At 38.6% G+C, this 20,152-nt stretch carries 16 protein-coding genes and 1 CRISPR repeat array; of the genes, 12 read left to right on the top strand and 4 right to left on the bottom strand.

The window, feature by feature from the left end; all coding sequences use genetic code 11:
* The first annotated feature begins 3 nt into the window (after positions 1-3).
* The 8 genes from cas5b to RDV78_01330 all read left to right on the top strand — a co-directional run bounded on the left by cas5b (position 4) and on the right by RDV78_01330 (position 9,560).
* Positions 4-729 (top strand): type I-B CRISPR-associated protein Cas5b, encoded by a 726-nt coding sequence (gene cas5b, locus RDV78_01365; GenBank protein MDS1029152.1) that lies wholly within the window; start codon positions 4-6, stop codon positions 727-729.
* On the top strand, positions 707-3,025 hold the full coding sequence (gene cas3 / locus RDV78_01360; protein MDS1029151.1) for a CRISPR-associated helicase Cas3': 2,319 nt from the start codon (positions 707-709) through the stop codon (positions 3,023-3,025). The genes cas5b and cas3 overlap by 23 nt, the downstream gene beginning before the upstream one ends.
* Positions 3,026-3,031: 6 nt before the next feature.
* The gene (locus RDV78_01355; GenBank protein MDS1029150.1) at positions 3,032-3,712 is read left to right on the top strand and encodes a CRISPR-associated endonuclease Cas6; all 681 of its coding nucleotides are present in this window, start codon (positions 3,032-3,034) and stop codon (positions 3,710-3,712) included.
* A 68-nt stretch (positions 3,713-3,780) separates the two neighbouring features.
* Positions 3,781-4,758, top strand: a complete 978-nt coding sequence (cas1, locus tag RDV78_01350) for a CRISPR-associated endonuclease Cas1 (GenBank protein MDS1029149.1) — start codon at positions 3,781-3,783, stop codon at positions 4,756-4,758.
* Positions 4,759-5,049 (top strand): CRISPR-associated endonuclease Cas2, encoded by a 291-nt coding sequence (gene cas2, locus RDV78_01345; protein MDS1029148.1) that lies wholly within the window; start codon positions 4,759-4,761, stop codon positions 5,047-5,049.
* Positions 5,050-5,054: 5 nt separating this feature from the next.
* Positions 5,055-5,693, top strand: coding sequence for a CRISPR-associated protein Cas4 (gene cas4, locus RDV78_01340; GenBank protein MDS1029147.1), 639 nt, complete (start codon positions 5,055-5,057; stop codon positions 5,691-5,693).
* A 132-nt stretch (positions 5,694-5,825) separates the two neighbouring features.
* A CRISPR array of direct repeats spans positions 5,826-7,404; the repeat unit is 37 nt; unit sequence GTTACTGAGGAAATTCCAACATAACAAGGATTGAAAC.
* A gap of 392 nt (positions 7,405-7,796) precedes the next feature.
* Complete coding sequence (gene mtnA / locus RDV78_01335) at positions 7,797-8,843, top strand: S-methyl-5-thioribose-1-phosphate isomerase (protein ID MDS1029146.1); 1,047 nt, start codon at positions 7,797-7,799, stop codon at positions 8,841-8,843.
* Positions 8,844-8,909: 66 nt separating this feature from the next.
* A complete protein-coding gene (locus RDV78_01330) occupies positions 8,910-9,560 on the top strand; it encodes a class II aldolase/adducin family protein (protein MDS1029145.1) in 651 nt (216 codons plus the stop codon).
* Between the two features lie 67 nt (positions 9,561-9,627).
* Here RDV78_01330 and RDV78_01325 read toward each other — a convergent pair whose 3' ends face one another.
* Complete coding sequence (locus RDV78_01325) at positions 9,628-10,158, bottom strand: nitroreductase family protein (protein MDS1029144.1); 531 nt, start codon at positions 10,156-10,158, stop codon at positions 9,628-9,630.
* Between the two features lie 31 nt (positions 10,159-10,189).
* The gene (gene pepF / locus RDV78_01320) at positions 10,190-12,055 is read right to left on the bottom strand and encodes an oligoendopeptidase F (GenBank protein MDS1029143.1); all 1,866 of its coding nucleotides are present in this window, start codon (positions 12,053-12,055) and stop codon (positions 10,190-10,192) included.
* A gap of 271 nt (positions 12,056-12,326) precedes the next feature.
* Here pepF and nadA point away from each other — a divergent pair, with 271 nt between their 5' ends.
* Genes nadA through RDV78_01300 form a run of 4 tightly spaced genes read left to right on the top strand, consistent with a single transcriptional unit; the run spans position 12,327 to position 16,179 of the window.
* On the top strand, positions 12,327-13,241 hold the full coding sequence (nadA, locus tag RDV78_01315) for a quinolinate synthase NadA (protein ID MDS1029142.1): 915 nt from the start codon (positions 12,327-12,329) through the stop codon (positions 13,239-13,241).
* Positions 13,242-13,268: 27 nt separating this feature from the next.
* A complete protein-coding gene (nadB, locus tag RDV78_01310; GenBank protein ID MDS1029141.1) occupies positions 13,269-14,795 on the top strand; it encodes an L-aspartate oxidase in 1,527 nt (508 codons plus the stop codon).
* Entirely contained in the window at positions 14,773-15,612 is an 840-nt protein-coding gene (gene nadC, locus RDV78_01305; protein MDS1029140.1) for a carboxylating nicotinate-nucleotide diphosphorylase, read from the top strand. Before nadB ends, nadC begins: the two co-directional genes overlap by 23 nt.
* Before the next feature lie 12 nt (positions 15,613-15,624).
* A complete protein-coding gene (locus RDV78_01300) occupies positions 15,625-16,179 on the top strand; it encodes a uracil-DNA glycosylase (protein MDS1029139.1) in 555 nt (184 codons plus the stop codon).
* On the opposite strand, the gene RDV78_01295 is transcribed toward RDV78_01300, so the two are convergent.
* Both RDV78_01295 and adhE read right to left on the bottom strand, forming a co-directional pair.
* A complete protein-coding gene (locus RDV78_01295) occupies positions 16,165-16,827 on the bottom strand; it encodes a DUF3786 domain-containing protein (protein ID MDS1029138.1) in 663 nt (220 codons plus the stop codon). The genes RDV78_01300 and RDV78_01295 overlap by 15 nt on opposite strands.
* Before the next feature lie 506 nt (positions 16,828-17,333).
* The gene (gene adhE, locus RDV78_01290) at positions 17,334-19,928 is read right to left on the bottom strand and encodes a bifunctional acetaldehyde-CoA/alcohol dehydrogenase (protein MDS1029137.1); all 2,595 of its coding nucleotides are present in this window, start codon (positions 19,926-19,928) and stop codon (positions 17,334-17,336) included.
* Between the last annotated feature and the right edge of the window lie 224 nt (positions 19,929-20,152).

Raw genomic sequence — 20,152 nt, 5'->3', positions numbered from 1 at the left:
AGCATGGAGAAATGCCTCGTCTTTGAGGTAAGGGGGGATTGGGCACATTTTCGAAAGATCTATACCACATCCTCCCCGCTAAGTTACTCAATACCTCCCCGGACTACCACAGCAGGGTTAATTGCTGCTGTCATCGGTTTAGATAAAACCCAATACTATGATTATTTTACTAAAGATAGAGCCAGTATCGCTGTCCGTATAATTAATCCTATTAGGAAGTTTCGAATTGGCTTAAATTTTATAAATACCAAAACTGCAAAAATGTTTGCGCAAATTAGGGAGCGTACTCAAGTAAAACAAGAATTGGTTAAGAAACCACATTACCGCATTTACTTTTACCACACTGATCAGGAAATGTATCAAAATTTGCAAGGGTTTTTGGAACGAGGTCAAAGCTTTTATACACCTTATCTGGGTTTAAGTGAGTATTTAGCCCATATAGAATACATAGGTGAATTAGCTATTCGGGAAGTTAACGGGGGTGTAGAAGTACCTATCCATTCAGTGCTTCCATTGCACGATAAATTCCCCATAAATTTTGACCAGGATGACCCAGATCAACGGGGAGAATATTTCAAAGAAACTATGCCTAACGATTTTGAACGGGGAAATCAACGGGTTGTTAACGAATTTGCCAAAGTACTTTTCGAAAGAAAAGGTAAGGCAATTAAGTGTACACCTAATAAGTACTGGCAGGTGGGCAACGGTGAAAACATCATATTCCTTTAGACTTAAAGCTAGGCCTGATGAACTATTAGTTGACCATGCTTTGCAAACAGCTAATAGTTGCCGTGAAAAAATGTTGGATGTCTTACCGTCGTTGGGAATCCCTGCTGGCTTTTTAAAAAACGTTTCTTATCTTATTGGCCTTGGGCACGATCTAGGAAAGGCAACTACATACTTCCAAAAAAGGTTAGAAGATCCTAGTTTTAAAACCGCAGTTACTAATCATAGTGAACTATCGGCCATGATCACCTGGGATTTGGTGCAGCAATATGGTACTCAAAATAAATGCGACCCAGAGCTGGTAAAGTTAGTTGGTGTATTGGCTTACCTAGTAGTACGGAAGCATCATGGTGCTATAGGCAATGCTGAAAATATTTTAGAAACCGATGCGGATGAAGATGTTCTTGAAAAGCAGCTTGGTTCTTTGGATATAGCGGAAGTTTTAGCAATTATAGCTGAAAGCGAAATTCCGGTTGAATATCAGTGGAATAAAGAAGTATTGTTAAAACTACGTAAAACTGTCTGGAAGAGCTGGGACAAGCTTTTGGATTATTCCGGGATGCCACTGTATTATTTACATAAACTTTTCTTTTCAGCATTAGTGGCTAGCGATAAAGGTTCAGTTATCTTGCAAGGCCGGAAACCAAGCTTGGCGCAGGGTGACGGTAGCAAGATACCAATGATAGAACATTATAAAAAGAAATTTAATGGGGATTCTACATTGGATATAATGCGTGAGGAGTTATACCAAGAAGCACTCAGAAATGTTGAAAAATTTCTGGATAACCCACTGTTGAGTTTAAACATGCCAACGGGGACGGGAAAAACCCTTACTTCGCTGGCTGTTGCCTATAGGATTAAAGAATTGCTGAACAAATCAGGTCCTATAATTTACTGCCTGCCATTTACCAGTGTAATTGATCAAAATTATCAAGTTTTTGAAGAGGTAATTGAAAACTATAGTAAGAGGCTTCCTACCAGTAGTGAATTAATTAAACATCACTATTTAGCTGCAAAAGACTATAAGGATGCTGAGCAAGAATGGAATCCTGATGAAAGCCGGTTTTTAATACAAGCCTGGGAATCAGAACTTATTGTTACAACCTTTGTGCAACTATTTCATACCTTGGCTGGAAACGGAAATCGCCAACTCATAAAGCTACACAGACTGAAAAATGCAGTAATTATTCTTGATGAAGTCCAAGCTATTCCGGTTAAGTACTGGTGTTTTATTCGAAAAGTGCTAAAAACCCTGGCGCAGGAATTGCAATGCCACATTATTTTAGTCACAGCTACACTACCATTGATTTTTGATCAGAGCGAGATTAAGAACTTAATCACTAAGCCCCAAGCTTACTTTCAAAAAGTTAACCGAACTAAATTAAAACTTTATCATACTAAGCCACTTTTACTACAGGATTTTTATCACCATTTAGAATGTTTAATTGAACAAAATAATAATAAAGACATCTTAATAGTTTTAAATACCATTCAAAGTGCAGCTCAGGTTTATGATTATTTAAAGGATAAGGAATATCAAAGGGATTATTTCTACCTTTCAAGTTATGTAGTTCCCAAAGAAAGAACGGAACGGCTTAAGCAGCTAAAGGATAAGAAAAATAAGAAGCAAAAACCTAAATTGATTGTCACAACTCAATTGATTGAGGCTGGTGTAGATCTAGACGTAGGTTTGGTTATAAGAGATTTTGGACCTTTAGATGCTATTAATCAAGTCGCAGGTAGGTGTAACCGGCATTGGAATCGTAGTGAAGCTGAACAAGTCTATATTTTCCGGCTTTTAAATGATAAAGGTAAGGACTTTGCATTTATGATCTATGACCCCATTCTACTCTTGGCAACACAGGAATGTCTTAATGGGGCTAGCGAAGTGCCGGAACAAGATTACTGGCTCTTGAACAATAAGTATTTCGAAAAGTTAAAGATAAAACGGTCGGAAGAAGACAAAAAACTGATTGACTTGGCTGGGAGGTTGGAACATGATACTGTATCCCGCAGTTTCCAGCTCATTGAGGATTTGCCCAAGACTCCAGTATTTATTCAGCTTGATGCTGAGGCTGAAAAACTCTGGCAAAAATATCTTGCTATGATTAATGAAAAAGAAGCATGGCAACAAAAAGAGGCTTTCAGCGAGTTTAAAAAAGAATTTATGGAATATGTAATAAATGTTACTGAAAAAGATACTGCAGGTCTTTCCCAGGTGGAAGATTTTTATTTAATTTCCAAAGAACAGTTGAATGATTTTTATCATTTGGAAACTGGTTTCATTAGAAAGGGGTAATTTTACATGAGCAGTTACAAGCAGCTAAAAATTTTCCGCCTTTCATTTCCCGAAATTCGGTTATCTACCAGAGCCGGCCACAAGCTAAGAGGGTTTGTGGCCCGACTATTTCCGGAACATGACGAATTCCATAATCATGGAAAAACGGGCTGGCTTTACCGTTATCCGCTTATTCAATATAAGGTTATCGAAGGAACTCCGTATATCATTGGAATTAACCAGGGGGCTGAAAAACTTGAAGAGATGGAAGATGAGCTGAATGAGTTAATTCTCGATGGAAGTCAAATTCCAATCTATGAAAAAGCCTTAACTATTGCAAATGAGCCCTTTGGCATTCTGGATGATGTGGTAGAGTATGCCTTTATAACGCCTTGGATGGCCTTAAATCAAAGGAATTACGGGCAATATCAAGTTAGTTCAGGTGTAGAACAAAGGGAAATACTAAGAGCCGTTTTAACAGGCAATCTATTGTCACTTTCAAAGGGGCTCGGATACAGGGTTGAGTCTAAAATTGTCGTTGATATTGGTAAAATTAAATCTATAGAGACTAATTTCAAAGAGCAAAGAATGATTGCCTTTTTAGGAAGCTTCTTTGTTAACTTTGCAATCCCAGATTACCTGGGTATAGGAAAATCAGTATCCCGTGGCTTTGGCACTATCTGCCGCTGTTTATGTTGCAATCATTAAGAGAGGTGTTTCAACTCTGGCCAATTTGGCAAAAATAATATTACCAATTATTGGCGGAGGGTTGGCGTATGGAGCTATACATAAACAGCTATGGCGGATATTTGAAAAAGAAGGATAATTGTTTTCAGGTAAAGGTTGATGATATTGTTCAAGAAATAGCAGTAAAAAAGGTCAATAATATCGTAATTACCACAGGTGCCACTTTAACAACAGATGCCATTAAATTTGCTTTGGATAATAACGTTGACATAGTTTTTTTAGACCGGAGCGGCAAGCCCTTTGGACGTATTTGGCACTGCAAGTTTGGGAGTACATCCAAAATTAGAAGGCGGCAGTTGGAGTTTGCAGAAGACAAAAAAGGTGCCTCCCTTGCCTGCGGTTGGGTTGTAGAGAAAATCAACAGGCAGGAAATTTTGCTTAAGAAATGGATGAACACAAGAAGAAAGGTAAAAGACTTACTGATGGAAGCCTGTAAATCTCTATCTGAAAGCAAAGAAAAACTTGTTGGTTTAAATGGTAATATAGAAGATATAAGGAGCAGTGTAATGGGTATCGAAGGTAATGCAGGACGGCTATATTTTGAAACCTTAAGTGCCATTCTTCCTGAACGTTATAGGTTTAACGGCAGGAGCAGGGATCCAGCGAGGGATGAGTTCAACTGTTTGCTTAATTATGGCTACGGGATACTATACAGCATAGTTGAAAAAGCATGTATCATTGCGGGGATGGATCCTTTTGTTGGATTTATCCATACAGACGGATATAATAAAAAATCTTTGGTATTCGACCTTATTGAACAATACCGTCCCTGGGTGGATGAAGTTGTAGTAGGGCTTATTGCCAACCGAAAAGTAAAGGCCAGCTATTTTGATCAAATAGAAGGGGGTTACGTACTTAATAAAGAGGGTAAAGAACCTTTTATTTCTGCTCTTGGGGAATTTTTTGACAAGAAAGTTAGGTATAATGGACGCAATGTGCAAAGGCGAAATATTATCCAATTAGATTGCCATCGGATAGCTAATTCGTTGCTTGGAGATTTGGGTTAGATGCTGGTTTGGGTTATATATGATATTAGCCAGGATAAACTTCGAAGCAGAGTTTTTAAGATTTGTAAGGGATATGGATTATATTCAGTTCAAAAAAGTGTCTTTGTAGGGAACATGGAGCCTCATGAAATTGATGAATTATGCCTACGTTTTGATGATATAATTAAGCACGATGAAGATTCAGTTTATGTCTTCCCAATGTGTAAAAGCGATTTTAAGGCAGTTAAACTGCTTGGGCAGGCTTTTGATAAAAGGCTCGTAAGTGATGGAATAAAAAGGCTATTTTTATAGAGGAGATGTACAAGGTGAACGACAGGGAATTGCTAAACCCCTCTGAAGTAATAGAATTTTTATATTGCCCCAGATTTATTTATTATATGCGGTGCCTCAAGATACCTCAAAATGAGCACAATCGGTTTAAGGTTATGAAAGGAAGGGATATCCACCAATACAAAAGTCAGATAAACAAAGAGTATGTTCGTAAAAAGATAGCTTGTACAAAGAAGGAAATTGATATTTTTCTTCACAGTAAAAAATTAGGATTAAAAGGTAAGGTGGATGAAGTATTACAATTGGCAGATGGTACAATGGCACCTCTTGACTACAAATTTGCCGAGTATAAAGGAGTAATTTATTCAACTTACCGAATTCAGGCCTTAATATACGGAGCACTAATCAGCGAAAATTATGAAAAACCAGTTTATACAGGATATTTATGTTATATTAGAAGTAAGAATTATCTGGCTGAAATAAAATTCACACAGCGGGATTGGCTTATATTGGATGCTGCATTAAAGGATATGCGAAAAATTATAGAGGAAAACTATTATCCAAAGGCAACAAAATATAAGGCCAGATGTGTGGATTGTTGCTACAAAAATATTTGCGTAGAAGGTTTAGAAGCTTCCAAAAGCCTTGAAATTAGCGGGTTTTGAGGATGCAAAAAGTATGTAAATGGGTTAAAAAAAGTGGGTGTAATATTTATTCTTATAGTCTGTTCTAAGCCATTTAATTTTAAGAAAAAAACCTCCAGATCCTTTTAATTAAAGGTTTTTCAGCTGTTTGCGGTTACTGAGGAAATTCCAACATAACAAGGATTGAAACTGAACATAAGGTTCAACATCAGCCCAAGTCCAGCCTTGTTACTGAGGAAATTCCAACATAACAAGGATTGAAACCCCTTTATGTCAATAGGTTCTTGCTGATAGTTTGCTGGTTACTGAGGAAATTCCAACATAACAAGGATTGAAACTCTTCAAGAATCTGTTGAATATCAGAATGAACATAAACAGTTACTGAGGAAATTCCAACATAACAAGGATTGAAACATAAACAACTTGCCGCCAGGAAACGAATTAAACAACTGTTACTGAGGAAATTCCAACATAACAAGGATTGAAACGCCCTATCCGCAGCGTTGTCAATGAATCCGTATTCAAGTTACTGAGGAAATTCCAACATAACAAGGATTGAAACTTTCTTTTTCCCTCTGCCTAAGTTTTTGTACTGACGGTTACTGAGGAAATTCCAACATAACAAGGATTGAAACCTGCAGGCAGGCGAGGAAGCGTTGAAGGCCCCGCAGTTACTGAGGAAATTCCAACATAACAAGGATTGAAACTACATCAGCTCATAAATAATATTAAACCTTAAGTCGTTACTGAGGAAATTCCAACATAACAAGGATTGAAACGTTGCTGCTACAGCAGGTACTTTTAAACCTAAATCCGTTACTGAGGAAATTCCAACATAACAAGGATTGAAACTTTCTGATAGATCTTAATCGTTCGTGCATTGTCTCGTTACTGAGGAAATTCCAACATAACAAGGATTGAAACCAACAACTCATTTAAGTATTCCGAACGGATACAGGCAGTTACTGAGGAAATTCCAACATAACAAGGATTGAAACCTGAAGAGCATTGCACGTATCACAATAAATACCCGTTGTTACTGAGGAAATTCCAACATAACAAGGATTGAAACTCGCGGAAGAAGGTTGTAAATTTATTTCGTGACCCAAGTTACTGAGGAAATTCCAACATAACAAGGATTGAAACCTATAAAGAGCAAAAGCTTTACTATATGCTATTGCCGTTACTGAGGAAATTCCAACATAACAAGGATTGAAACCCTCTAAACCGATAATCCCTCACGTTATTCACCCTCCTGTTACTGAGGAAATTCCAACATAACAAGGATTGAAACTTCACAGAAAAAGTGGCTGAGGAACTTAGGAAAATTGGTTACTGAGGAAATTCCAACATAACAAGGATTGAAACACGTATGGGACGCGAGTGAGGTACGAAGCCACTTGTGTTACTGAGGAAATTCCAACATAACAAGGATTGAAACTTTCTTTTTCCCTCTGCCTAAGTTTTTGTACTGGTTACTGAGGAAATTCCAACATAACAAGGATTGAAACAAAGCAGGGTCGTTTGGATTATCAGTTACTTTTACATGTTACTGAGGAAATTCCAACATAACAAGGATTGAAACTTAAAAATTTTTAAACCCCCCATTTTCTCTATACTTCGTTACTGAGGAAATTCCAACATAACAAGGATTGAAACCGGCCAGCGTATACTGCATTTTTTAAAATTACTAGTGTTACTGAGGAAATTCCAACATAACAAGGATTGAAACAACAGAAGCATTTCCACTCTTTAGTATAGTTGTTTCCAGATTTTTCCTTCCAAGATCTTTTTAAGTTAATTGTTTTATGTTACATTTCTTTAAATTCCGCCGATGACGGTATACGTTTTACTCTTACCTACTTCTGAGCCCGTTTCCTAGGTTTCTTTGATTTGTTGTTCTTTAAATTTTTTGAAATATTTTTGCATTTTCCCTATTCCCCGGAGGAAATGCTGCTACTTTTGCTAATCTATACAAGTGAAATTTTCAAAATTAAAAATTTATGATGATAATATGGCAGCACCTTTACTGTCTTGCAGATTCATACTATTATAGTTATCGTATATAGTTATCATAATGATAATAACTATAATAGTAAGATAACTACACTGAGAGTATTTGAGGTGAATTTACAAGTGGAAGTTAAAAGCATTGAATTTTTAGATAATGTTCTATATTTGCTAGATCAACGTTGTCTACCTCTACGGTGTGAATTAGTTAAGTGCCGTGGCTACCAAGAGGTGGTTTACGCTATCAAAGAAATGGTTGTACGAGGTGCACCTGCTATTGGCTCAGCTGGGGCATATGGTATTGTTTTGGCAGCCCAGGAATTCATGGTGCTTTCTAAAGCAGAGTTTTTGACTAAAATGGCGAAAGCTAGTGAAACAATTGCGGAAGCTAGGCCAACGGCTGTTAACTTAGTTTGGGCAGTCCGTAGAATGAATGATGTTTTATTTAATAATCAGAACTTAAACAATGAGGCTATTTATCAATTATTAAAAACTGAAGCAGATCAAATTGCTTTAGAAGACGTGGAAACTAACAAACAAATAGCCAGATTAGGAAATACTTTGATCCCACAAGGGGTAAATATTTTAACCCATTGTAATACGGGTGCTTTAGCGACGGTAGGTTATGGTACTGCTCTGGGAATCATTAGGGAAGCCCATGGACAAGGCAAAAATATTCATGTCTATGCCGACGAAACAAGGCCAAGGTTGCAGGGTGCTAGGCTTACTGCCTGGGAATTAGTGCAAGAAGGAATTCCAGCCACTTTAATTCCCGATACAGTTGCTCCAACCTTAATTAGAGATGGTAAAATTGATTTAATTTTAGTTGGTGCTGACCGCATCGCTTTAAATGGAGATACGGCCAATAAAATTGGTACTTATATGCTTTCGGAAATTGCTAAACATTTTAACGTACCCTTTTATATAGCTGCTCCCTTGACTACAGTCGATTTTGCCATTGAAACGGGGAAAGAAATTGTTATTGAGGAGCGGGATGAAAAGGAAGTTACTCATATTGGCAATGAAAGGATTGCTCCTCCTCAGATTAAGGTGTATAACCCAGCTTTTGATGTTACACCTTATGAGAATATTACGGGAATTATTACGGAAAGGGGCATTTTACATGCACCTTATAAACCTAAATTATTAGCTTTGAAATAAAAGTTTTAAATTACTGGCAAAGTAGGAAGAATAAGTAAGGAAGGCAATAAGAGGAGAGAAATTATTGTGAATAAAACCATAAAAGCATGCCAAGATGTTGTAGCTACAGGTTTAGCAATGTTCAACTCAAATCTTGTAGTGGGCACCTGGGGAAATATCAGTACTCGTGTGACTGAAGAAGAAGTCATGGCACTTACTCCCAGTGGTATGGATTACAATGAATTACAGCCTAGCGATATTGTCTTAGTTGATTTTCAGGGTAAAATTGTGGGAGGAAATCGCCGCCCTTCTAGTGAGCTGCCATTGCATCTTGCTATTTACCAAGGGAGGAAAGATGTAAACGCAATTGTTCATACCCATAGCATCTATGCCAGCGCTTTAGCTGCAGCCAGAAAACCTATTCCTGCAGCTGTAGAAGATCTTGTCCAAATAGTAGGAGGAGACGTAAGAGTCAGTAAATATGTATTACCAGGTACGGCAGAACTAGGAACTGCAGCTGTCCAAGCTATGGAAGGAAGAAATGCAGTTTTGTTGGCTAATCATGGCGTAGTAGGCGTAGGGAGAGATTTGCGAGAAGCGTTGCGAGTATGCCAAATTGTCGAGAAGGCGGCTCAAATTACAATTATGGCTAGTCTTTTAGGCGGTGTTGTGGAGTTAAGCAGTGAAGATATTGCAGCCATGAGAAATTTTTATTTGCATGGTTATGGACAGCAGTAAAAAGCAAAAACGTAATAAAAAACCATGGCCACTTAAGGCAGCCATGGTTTTTTTATGAGAAAAACAGCTACTTGTTCAAGCCATCCCAATGAATAAAATCATCCAGCGGTTTTCTTCTGCTGGCGTGGCGGTTAGGGTCTGCCGGTTCTCCTGCCGGGTAGCCTAGGGGGAGTAAGGCAATAGGTTCAAACTCGGCAGGGAGATCTAAAACTTTACTGCATTTTTTAGCATCAAAGGCGCAGACCCAGCAGGAACCTAAGCCCAAATCGACGGCGGCTAAAACCATATGTTCAACAGCAATGGCTAAATCAATGTCCAAGTGATCCTTTCCGTCAGCCCGGTGCCAGGATTTAGAGTGATCCCCGCAGGCCACGATAATTATCGGCGCTTTTTGCAGCCAATCCTTGGCGTAAGAATTGGCTACCTTTTTCTTCATTTCTTCATCTTGGAGAACTATAAAATGCCACGGCTGGTAGTTTACTGCCGAAGGCGCTACCCGAGCGGCTTCCAGCACCTGCAGTAGCTTTTCTTTTTCCACAGGCCTATTTTCAAAGCTGCGCACAGACTGCCGCTTTTTGGCAATATCTAGAAAAGACATAATCAATACCTCCACTGTTATATTTTTACTTTTATTCTATCACTAGCTTCTCCATTTCAGCAACGAGTTGATCGAATTTCGTTAATAAATCATTAATTACTTGAGGGGATTCCATATGGACTCCAGCTTGTTTTAAAATCTCTACAGGGTAGTCTGAGTCGCCGGCTTTTAAGAAGTTTAAGTATTTTTCTGTAGCTGCTTTATCCCCAGAGCTGATTCCCTGAACTAGAGTATTTGCTGCCGCAATGGAAGTTGCATATTTAAATACATAAAAATTGTAATAAAAATGAGGAATTCTAGCCCAGCCTGACGTTGCTTCGTTATCAATAACCATATCTGGACCATAATATTTTTGCAGCAATCTTTTCCACATATCATTAAGAGTTTGGGCGGAAAGAGCCTCTCCTTTTTCGATACGCTCATGGATTTGCTGTTCAAATTCAGAATACATTACTTGTGTGAAAAAAGTATTCCTAATTGTTTCTAACAGATGGTTGACGTAAAATAATTTTTCCTGTTCGGTGGCAGCATGCTCGATTAAATAATTATTTAACAAAAACTCATTTGTTGTGGAAGCAACTTCAGCCGTAAAAATAGGCTGCCCAGAATTAAAATAGGACTGATTTTTGGTTGAATAGTAGTTATGCATAGCATGGCCTAGTTCATGAGCTAAAGTCAGCACATCTTCAATTGTTTCATTATAGTTCAGCAATAAGTATGGGTGAACACCGTAGACTCCAAAACAATAAGCTCCTGATTTTTTGTTTTTAGTTGGGTAGACGTCAATCCAGCGGTTGTTAAATGAATCTTTTAAGACCTTTTGGTATTCACTGCCCAATGGTTCCAGCCCTTTCAGGACTAGCTGTTGTCCTTCTGCAAAGGAGATTTTTTTGTCTACGTCACGGACCAAAGGAACCATTAAATCATACATATGTAGTTTATCAAGCTGCATAATTTTTTTCCGTAAGGCTATGTATTTATGTAAAGAGCTTAAATGCCCATTAGTAGCTTTAACTAGGTTGTTATAGACATCACTTGGAACATTGCTGGACTCTAGGGAGGCATTTAATGCCGACGGGTATTTTCGTATCCGTGCTAAGTTAACATGGGCCTTGACTTTTGTACTTAGAGTAGCAGCTAAAGTATTTTGCTGACCAGCATAGCTGCCCATTATACCTTTGTAGGCTGCTTTACGCAAGTCCCTGTCTTTATTTTGCATTAAGCTCAAATACTTAGCTTCTGAAAGTTGAATGGTTTCTCCATTTTTAGTCTGTATTTTAGGAAATTCTAAATCGGCAGTAGTCGCCTTAATAAAGATATTTTCTGGAGCAACTGTTAATTCTGAAATACTTGCCAGCAATGCCTCTTCTTGTTGAGAAAGAGTGTGGGGCTTAAGCCGCAGAAGTATTTCTAAAAAATGCCGATAATCTTTAAAAGCTGTATTTTTGATATAGCTTTTTAATTCGTTTTCAGGTTGGGCCAGTAGTTCAGGATGAATGAATGCTGAGGCTTCACTAGCTCGGGCAAGTAACCCTTGTACTCTGGATGTTAGTTCTGTGCCCAATTGCTCCTTCTGGTTTTCATCTGCTGTTAAATGGGCATAGGCATTTATTTTTTCCAAGGTTTTTGATAATTCCTCATCTGCTTGAAAACAAGCTAATATAGTCTCTGGTCGATTTAATTTACCCTGGAATTTAGAAATGTTTGGTATTAATTCTTTTTGAACACGATTGAAGTCCTTCTCCCAGGCATCTAAACTAGGATAGATATCCTGTGTGTTCCATTTATATTTATTTTCGATGTCGCTACGTGCTTGAATTTCTCCCTTAGCCGAGGAAGGATATTGGCTAAAGAGTATTGTTCCGGCTATAGCTAATGCTAAGATACTTTTGTTCATTTTTTCCTCCTAAATTGGATTTTAGTTTATTCATTATATGTTTAATTCCAGATCATTATTAATTTACCTGTTTTAAAAGTAACTTATTACACCAAAAATTTCATTATTTTCTTTATGTTGTTCCCAAAATATATTAAAATTAACTAAAACCTAAGACTTATTTTTTATTTTTTGTCAAAAACTAAATCGTAAACTATAATAAAACTAAGCTTTCAGGCAATAAAGTTGGTTAGCTAGCAATAAAAAGTACCTGTAAGAAAGAAGGGCTAAAATGGAAAACGTAAAAGATTTAATGCAAAAAATTAAAGAATTAAAGGAAAAGAAGAGAGCTGTCATTTTAGCTCATCTATATCAAATAGAAGATGTTCAGGATGTTGCAGATTTTGTAGGCGATTCTTTGGAGCTAAGCCGCAAGGCGGCAGCAACAGATGCTGAGGTAATTGTTTTTTGTGGCGTTAAGTTTATGGCCGAAACAGCCAAAATTCTTTCCCCGGATAAAACAGTACTGCTGCCTGCTATTGATGCGGGTTGTCCCATGGCGGATATGGTGGAAGAGAAGGATGTTTTACAACTAAAGGCTGAGCATCCTCAGGCTGCTGTAGTCTGCTACGTAAATTCTTCTGCAGAAGTTAAGGCTGTTAGTGATTACTGCTGTACTTCATCTAACGCAGTTAAATTGGTACAAAATATTCCAGAAGATGAAATTATCTTTGTTCCAGATCAAAATTTAGGCTGCTTTATTTCCCAAAAGGTGCCTGAGAAGAAATTTATCTTTTGGAAGGGCTACTGTCCAACACACCACCGCATTAATTTGGATGAACTGGAGGCCATTAAAAAGATCCATGCAGATGTGGAATTTTTAGTCCATCCAGAATGTAAAACAGAAATTGTGGAGCAAGCGGATTTTGTAGGCAGTACAGCACAAATTATTAGACGAGCTAAAGAAAGCACAGCACATAATGTAATTATCGGCACAGAGCAAGGTGTTTATCACCGTTTAAAAAGAGAAAATCCGGACAAAAACATTTATTTGTTGTCCCCAAAATTAATTTGTCCCAATATGAAAAAGACCCGGCTCCAAGATGTATTTGCTGCTTTAGACGAAATGAAATATCAGATTGAGGTTGAAAAGGAGATTAGGGAAAAAGCATTACTAGCTTTAGAAAGAATGTTTCAATACTCTTGAGTATAATAGAAAAAACCAGGTGGTAAGATGAATAAGCATTGTGATGTCTTAATTGTTGGGGGAGGAATTGCAGGCCTGTACGCAGCTCTAACACTAGCTGACTCCCTAGATGTAACTATCCTAACGAAGGATAAAATAGAGGTATCTAATTCCTACTTGGCCCAAGGTGGTATAGCTGCGGCAATTTCTGCCGATGACAAGCCTGAATATCATTTAGATGATACCCTCAAAGTAGGGGCAGGAGTATGCGACTTAAAGGCAGTCCAGGTATTAGTTAATGAGGCTGAGGAAAATATTCATAATTTACATAAATTAGGTGTTGTTTTTGACCAGGATAAAGGGAAGCTTGCTCTAACCCGGGAGGGGGGCCATAGCAAATCTAGAATTTTGCATATAGACGGCGATGCCACAGGCAGGGGCATCGTGCGGGCCTTAGCCAAAGATGTGTGGCAAAGAAAAAATATTACTGTCCGGGAAAACAGTTTTGGTGTGGACTTAATAGTTCAAAATGGATGCTGTGTAGGAGTACTGGTTTTAGAAGATAATCAGGTTTCTGCATACTACGCCAAGGCAGTTATCTTAGCAACTGGAGGTATCGGCATGGTTTATGGTGTTACAACCAATGCAGATACTGCTACAGGTGATGCCATCGGCATGGCGAATAGGGCTGGTGTCCAGGTAGTCAATATGGAATTTATTCAATTCCATCCTACTGTTTTTTATAGCAAAGAGAAGAGAAGATTTCTTATTTCCGAAGCATTGCGGGGAGAAGGGGCTATCTTAAAAAACCTGCAAGGCGAAAGATTTATGCAAAATTATGATTCCAGAGGCGAGTTGGCTCCCCGAGATGTTGTAGCTCGTGCTATTTATTATGAAATGAAGAAAACTGCAACTGATCATGTTTACCTGGATGCAACTCATTTACCTGCTGAATTTATTCCTAAAAGATTCCCCAATATTTATGCTAAATGCCGACAATACGGGCTTGATATAACTACAGAAATGATTCCTGTGTCGCCTGCCCAACATTACTGTATGGGTGGGATCAAAACAGATTTATACGGCAAAACAAATCTGCCAGGCTTATATGCCTGTGGGGAAACAGCCTGCACCGGTGTCCATGGAGCAAACAGGCTAGCCTCTAATTCTTTATTGGAAGCAGTTGTTTTTGCCAACAGAGCAGCCCAACAGATTAATGAAGAGATTAGTCAGCAGAGGATTGAATTTGCTAAGGAGCTGCCTGCTGCAGTTAATTTTGCTGCCGGACCAAGTCAAGTTTCCACCGAGTTAACTAATATTCAAACTTTAATGCGGGAATATGCCGGAATAGTAAGAAATGATCAAGGACTGGAAAAATGCTTATTGGCATTGTCTAAAATAGAAGAGAAGCTCCAAAGTAAAGCAGTTCTTCAGCAAGAGTACTTTGAATGTTTAAATATTCTAGCCACAGCTAAATTAATAGCCCAGCAGGCCAGACACCGTAAGAAGAGTGTGGGTGCCCACTATTTGATTAAACGGGGAGAAGTTAAAGATGAATTGGTTTTTAATCGATGAAAAAATAAAAGCATGGCTTAATGAAGATTTGCATAATGGTGATCTGACTACAGATTACCTTATTGATGATAGTGTCCAAGTTAAGGGAAACTTTATTGCTAAAGAGGCAGGGGTTATTGCCGGTTTAGAAGTTATGGGCAGGGTCTTTCAAATTTTAGACCCTAATATTGTGTTGGAAAATTTAATTTCTGAAGGAAGCTCAGTGGATAAGGGAGATTTAATTGCCAAAATTGCTGGCCCTGCTCGAAGTATTTTAAAGGGTGAAAGGCTGGCTTTAAATATTTTACAGCGTCTATCAGGTATTGCTTCCCAGACAGCACAGTATGTAAGATTATTAGAAGGTTTACAAACGAGAGTAGTTGATACCAGGAAAACTATACCAGGCTTACGCTATTTAGAGAAATATGCGGTTAGAGTCGGAGGAGGGTTTAACCATCGTTTTAATCTTTCTGATGGGGTCTTAATCAAGGATAACCACATAAAAGCTTGTGGAGGCATTACAACTGCTGTCCAAAGAGCTAAAGAAAGGATTCCCCATACAGGGAAGGTAGAAGTAGAGGTAGAAACATTGTCTCAGTTAGAAGAGGCTTTAGCAGCTAAAGCAGATATTATTATGCTGGATAACATGGATATTCCAACTATGAAACGTGCTGTAGAATTAACTCAAGGCCAAGCTATCTTAGAGGCTTCGGGCAACATAAGTTTAGCTAATCTTCGAGCTGTAGCTGAGACAGGAGTAGATATTATTTCCGTAGGTGCTTTAACCCATTCCGTGAAAGCTTTGGATATTAGTTTGCGCTTTATAGAAGAAAGTTAAGAGGTACAGAAAGTGTTAACTTGGGAAGAATTAGAAAAAGTTTGTTCAGGATGTCGGAAATGTGAACTTCATGCGAAAAGGACTAATGTGGTTCTGGGCATGGGCAATCGGCAAGGGAAAATTATGTTTATTGGAGAAGGACCTGGAGAACAGGAAGACCTGCAGGGTTTGCCTTTTGTTGGCCCTGCAGGCCTTTTATTAGATAAAATGTTGGCAGCTATAGAGTTAAACAGAGAACTTGTTTACATTGCTAATGTAGTTAAATGCAGACCTCCTTATAATCGGGATCCTAAGGAAGAAGAGAAGGAAGCCTGTTTAAATTATCTCCGCAATCAGGTGCTGTTAGTTAGACCGAAAATACTTGTTTGTTTAGGCAGAATAGCTGCTCAAGCAATCATTAGTCCCGATTTCAAAATAACCAGTCAAAGAGGTCAGTGGATTGAACGAAAGGGGTATTATCTTATGGCTACCTATCATCCTGCTGCTCTTTTACGGGATCCAGGGAAAAAACAGCCTGCTTGGGAAGATTTTAAAAGCATTAAACAGAAATATTTAGAGCTTGCTTAGACAATATTTATATTGCCCCATAATAAGGTCTGCTATGGCGTTGCAGAGGGCTGCGCTATCTTCAATATGCATTTGTTCTGCTATAGAACTATCAAAAAGTATTTGGCAGGAGGAGGGTAATTCTTCGTCCTCATTCCAAAATTGGGCAAGAATTGGAATACGCGGTGCAAACCAGCCATGCAGTGTTAAATCTGCTTTCCCATCTACAATGGAAAAACCAAGTTGCTGTACAGCAGTGAGGAAAATAGTTTTTTCGCAGGCTCCATATAAAGAGCTTAAAGGTTCTAAGACAGTCTTTTTAATGTTAGGAAAGAAAACCCGTCCGTCGGGAAGGTCTTTATAGGAGACCCAGTTATATGTTAAAGGAACTTTCTTGGCTGCCGAAAGGTAATTTAAAGCAATCAAAGCCCACCATAATAGGGGTTGACATTCAGGATGTCCCGCAAAATAAATTTTCCCTTCCGGATAGAGAATTTCCAGCTTCTGACCAAAACTTCCTAAAGAAAATGTATTTGTAGTTTTGGAAAAAGGACAAAGGGTTTTTTCTTGTATTTGCTCTACTGTTAAAGCTGCTAGTCTTGCTCTGCTGGCGTCAAATGCTTCATCGTAAGAGCCTTCACCGCGGGGATCTACCATGTAGGGGTACATATTAGACTACCTCCCAGATTGTTTGTTACTTTAAGTAAATAATTGCTTGCAAGCCTTAGCGTTGCGCTAAAATTAATCGGTCTAAGAAAGGCAATACATTTAATATTGCCTTAGATTGTAGACAAGGCCCACATGTATTATTTCGCTCTGGACAAGCTCGCACGCGGGTTGACCTTCCGCACCGCCGCTGACGGCTGAGCGAAACAAGTCCCACTCCATTAGCTCCATTAATAATTCCCGCACTGCTAAAATTAAACTGCTGACACTCTCGCTAGTAGTGCTGCCGGGTAAATCCAAATATTTAGCAATTTGTTGAAATTTATTAGGCGCAATATAGTATAATCAGAGGCCATTACAGATGTATATGAGTACATTCTGTACCAAGCGGTTAATCTCACTGGCAGCATTGGTATTTGGCATAAAGTAAACCACCTCCCACAGATATCATTACTTTACCATAGTTTTAACTAAATAAAAACGGGTGGTTACTTTGGCTGCCTATTTTTTTATTGCCCTTGGAAGGCCTTTTTGTATATCTGCGCTAATTCAGAGATAAGAGGCATTCTGGGGTTAGATGAGGTACACTGGTCTTCAAAGGCTTTTTCTGCCATGTCCTCAACAACCTGTATGAATTCAGCTTCAGGGATACCATTTTCAGCTAAAGTAAGAGGTATCTCCAACTGCTGCAGCAACTTTCTGATTTCTAAGATGAGGCTCTGAACACCTTCTTGCTCAGTACCTGCCGGCAGACCTAAATATTTAGCTATTTCTTGATACTTTCTGGGTGCTACATAATATTCATAGTTAGGGAAGGAAACAAATTTACTAGGGGGGCTAGCATTATATTGAATCACATAGGGCAGTAAAATAGCATTAGCCCTGCCGTGAGGTATGTTAAACTGTCCTCCTAGAGTATGGGCTAGACTATGATTAATGCCTAAGAAAGCATTAGTAAAGGCTATTCCGGCAATAGTGGAAGCATTGTGCATTTTTAATCTTGCTTCCTGGTCTTGTGCTCCATTTTTATATGCCCGGGGTAGATATTTAAAGACTAATTCTATGGCCTTTAAAGCGTTTCCATCAGTAAAGTCAGAAGCCATAACGGAAACATATGCTTCTATGGCGTGGGTTAAAACATCCAAACCTGTATCCGCAGTTAACTGAGGGGGCATGGACATGACAAAGTCGCTGTCAATAATGGCTACATCAGGAGTAAGTTCATAATCGGCCAAGGGATATTTAATTTGCTTTCCTTTGTCTGAAATAACTGTAAAAGCTGTAACTTCCGAGCCGCTGCCGCTAGTAGTGGGAATAGTTACAAGCTTAACTTTTCTCCCAAGCTTGGGATATTTGTAGGTACGCTTACGGATGTCCATAAATTTTAATTTTAGGAATTCAAATTCCATTTCAGGATATTCATAGAAGAGCCACATACCTTTTGCCGTGTCAATAACTGAGCCGCCTCCCAGAGCAATAAGAGTATCTGGATTAAAGGATTTCATAAATTTAACTCCTTTGGAAACTATCTCAATAGGAGGGTCTGGCAGCACTTCTTCAAAAACTTCAATCTGTACTTGATTAAAGCGTTTTTCCAAATGATAAGTTACTTTATCAACGTAACCCATTTGTAACATAACTTTATCGGTGACAATTAAAGCTTTTTTGATGCCGGTCATTTTTTCCAGGTATTGGATGGAGCCGGGCATAAAAAAGATTCTTTCTGGAATTCTAAACCACTGCATTTTTTCTCGGCGTTTGGCAACTCTTTTCACATTGATTAAATTTTTAACACTAACATTTGCTGTAGTGGAATTCCTGCCCATAGAACCACAGCCTAAAGTTAAAGAAGGAATATTAGTATTATAAATGTCTCCAATGGCACCATGGGTACTCGGAGAATTGACAATGATTCTTCCCGCTTGGATTATTTTAGAAAACCGTTGGATTACTTGCTGGTCTTCTGAATGAATTACAGCTGAATGTCCTAAACCGCCAAATTCAATCATTTCTTCGCAGCGTTTAATGCCCTCGTCAGTGTTGTTGACAATGTACATAGCTAAAATCGGAGAAAGTTTTTCTCGGGATAAGGGAAATTCAGGGCCGATTCCTTGCAATTCAGCAATCAATACCTTTGTTTCCGGTGGTACTTGAAACCCTGCCTGTTCAGCAATAAATGAGGCTGTTTGTCCTACAATGGCTGTATTGAGCGTTCTTTTATCTTCACTGACAACAAGTCTATTTAATAGCTCTAACTCTTCAGCATTCACAAAATAACAGCCACTTTGCTGCATATAGGAAATGGCTTCTTGGGCAATTTCCCGGTCAATGATTACTGCTTGTTCAGAAGCGCAAATTAATCCGTTGTCAAAAGTTTTGCTTAAGATTAAGTCCGTGATAGCCCGGCGAAGATTAGCTGTTTTTTCGATATAACAAGGAACATTTCCAGGACCTACGCCTAAAGCGGGTTTACCCTGGCTATAAGCAGTGCACACTAATTGGGAGCCTCCTGTAGCCAGAATCATGGATACACCGGGGTGAGCCATTAATTGTTTGGTTGCCTCAATGGAAGGTTCCTCAATCCAGCTAATACAATTTTTAGGGGCACCTGCTTGTACAGCAGCATCCAACATTATTTTAGCAGCTGCAATACTGCAATTCAATGAACCGGGGTGGAAACTAAAAATCACTGGATTACGAGTTTTAGCACAAATCAAAGCTTTAAACATGGTAGTGGATGTAGGATTAGTAACGGGTATGACTGCTGCAACGATGCCAATAGGCTCGGCAAATTCGAGAAAGTCTTCTTCCGGGTTTTCATTAATCACACCCACGGTTTTTTCGTATTTAATGCTATGGTAAACTTCCTCAGTAGCAAAAATATTTTTTATTATTTTATCCTCATAAATTCCTCTTTTTGTTTCCTCTACTGCTAATTTGGCTAGTTTCATATGATGATCTAGGCCTGCTAAAGCCATTGCTTTAACTATCTCATCAATTTGCTTCTGGTTAAGCTTTAAATATTCTTGTTGAGCTTCCTTAGCATTTGCAACTAGTTGATCTATTTTTTTTAAGATAACTTTTTCATCTTGACTATTGGGCAAAATCAACACCTCCTGCAAAATCTACCTTAGTTTTTGCATAAAAGGGCCAAATTATGAAAAAAGATCTTTGATATTGTTTTTTACCATAGTTTTAGCTCGCATGTATTATGGAGCGGGACTTGTTTCGCTCAGCCGTCGGCGGCGGTGCCGAAGGTCAACCCGCGTGCGAGCTTTGTCAACAAACTGAAATAGAGACTGGCTAAAAGCCAGTCTCCGGTTAACTA

This window comes from Bacillota bacterium LX-D (assembly GCA_031628995.1).
Classification (GTDB): Bacteria; Bacillota; DUOV01; order DUOV01; family Zhaonellaceae; genus JAVLUO01.
Note: the sequence above shows the minus strand (reverse complement) of the source record. Positions and strands in the feature narration are given on the sequence as shown.

Excerpts from the sequence above, each read along its gene's own strand:
- nadC (MDS1029140.1), top strand. The coding sequence starts at position 14,773 with ATGAATTGGTTTTTAATCGATGAAAAAATAAAAGCATGGCTTAATGAA.
- cas2 (MDS1029148.1), top strand. The coding sequence starts at position 4,759 with ATGCTGGTTTGGGTTATATATGATATTAGCCAGGATAAACTTCGAAGC.
- pepF (MDS1029143.1), bottom strand. The coding sequence starts at position 12,055 with ATGAACAAAAGTATCTTAGCATTAGCTATAGCCGGAACAATACTCTTT.
- nadB (MDS1029141.1), top strand. The coding sequence starts at position 13,269 with ATGAATAAGCATTGTGATGTCTTAATTGTTGGGGGAGGAATTGCAGGC.
- nadA (MDS1029142.1), top strand. The coding sequence starts at position 12,327 with ATGGAAAACGTAAAAGATTTAATGCAAAAAATTAAAGAATTAAAGGAA.
- cas5b (MDS1029152.1), top strand. The coding sequence starts at position 4 with ATGGAGAAATGCCTCGTCTTTGAGGTAAGGGGGGATTGGGCACATTTT.
- RDV78_01325 (MDS1029144.1), bottom strand. The coding sequence starts at position 10,158 with ATGTCTTTTCTAGATATTGCCAAAAAGCGGCAGTCTGTGCGCAGCTTT.
- RDV78_01355 (MDS1029150.1), top strand. The coding sequence starts at position 3,032 with ATGAGCAGTTACAAGCAGCTAAAAATTTTCCGCCTTTCATTTCCCGAA.
- RDV78_01295 (MDS1029138.1), bottom strand. The coding sequence starts at position 16,827 with ATGTACCCCTACATGGTAGATCCCCGCGGTGAAGGCTCTTACGATGAA.
- cas1 (MDS1029149.1), top strand. The coding sequence starts at position 3,781 with ATGGAGCTATACATAAACAGCTATGGCGGATATTTGAAAAAGAAGGAT.
- cas4 (MDS1029147.1), top strand. The coding sequence starts at position 5,055 with ATGTACAAGGTGAACGACAGGGAATTGCTAAACCCCTCTGAAGTAATA.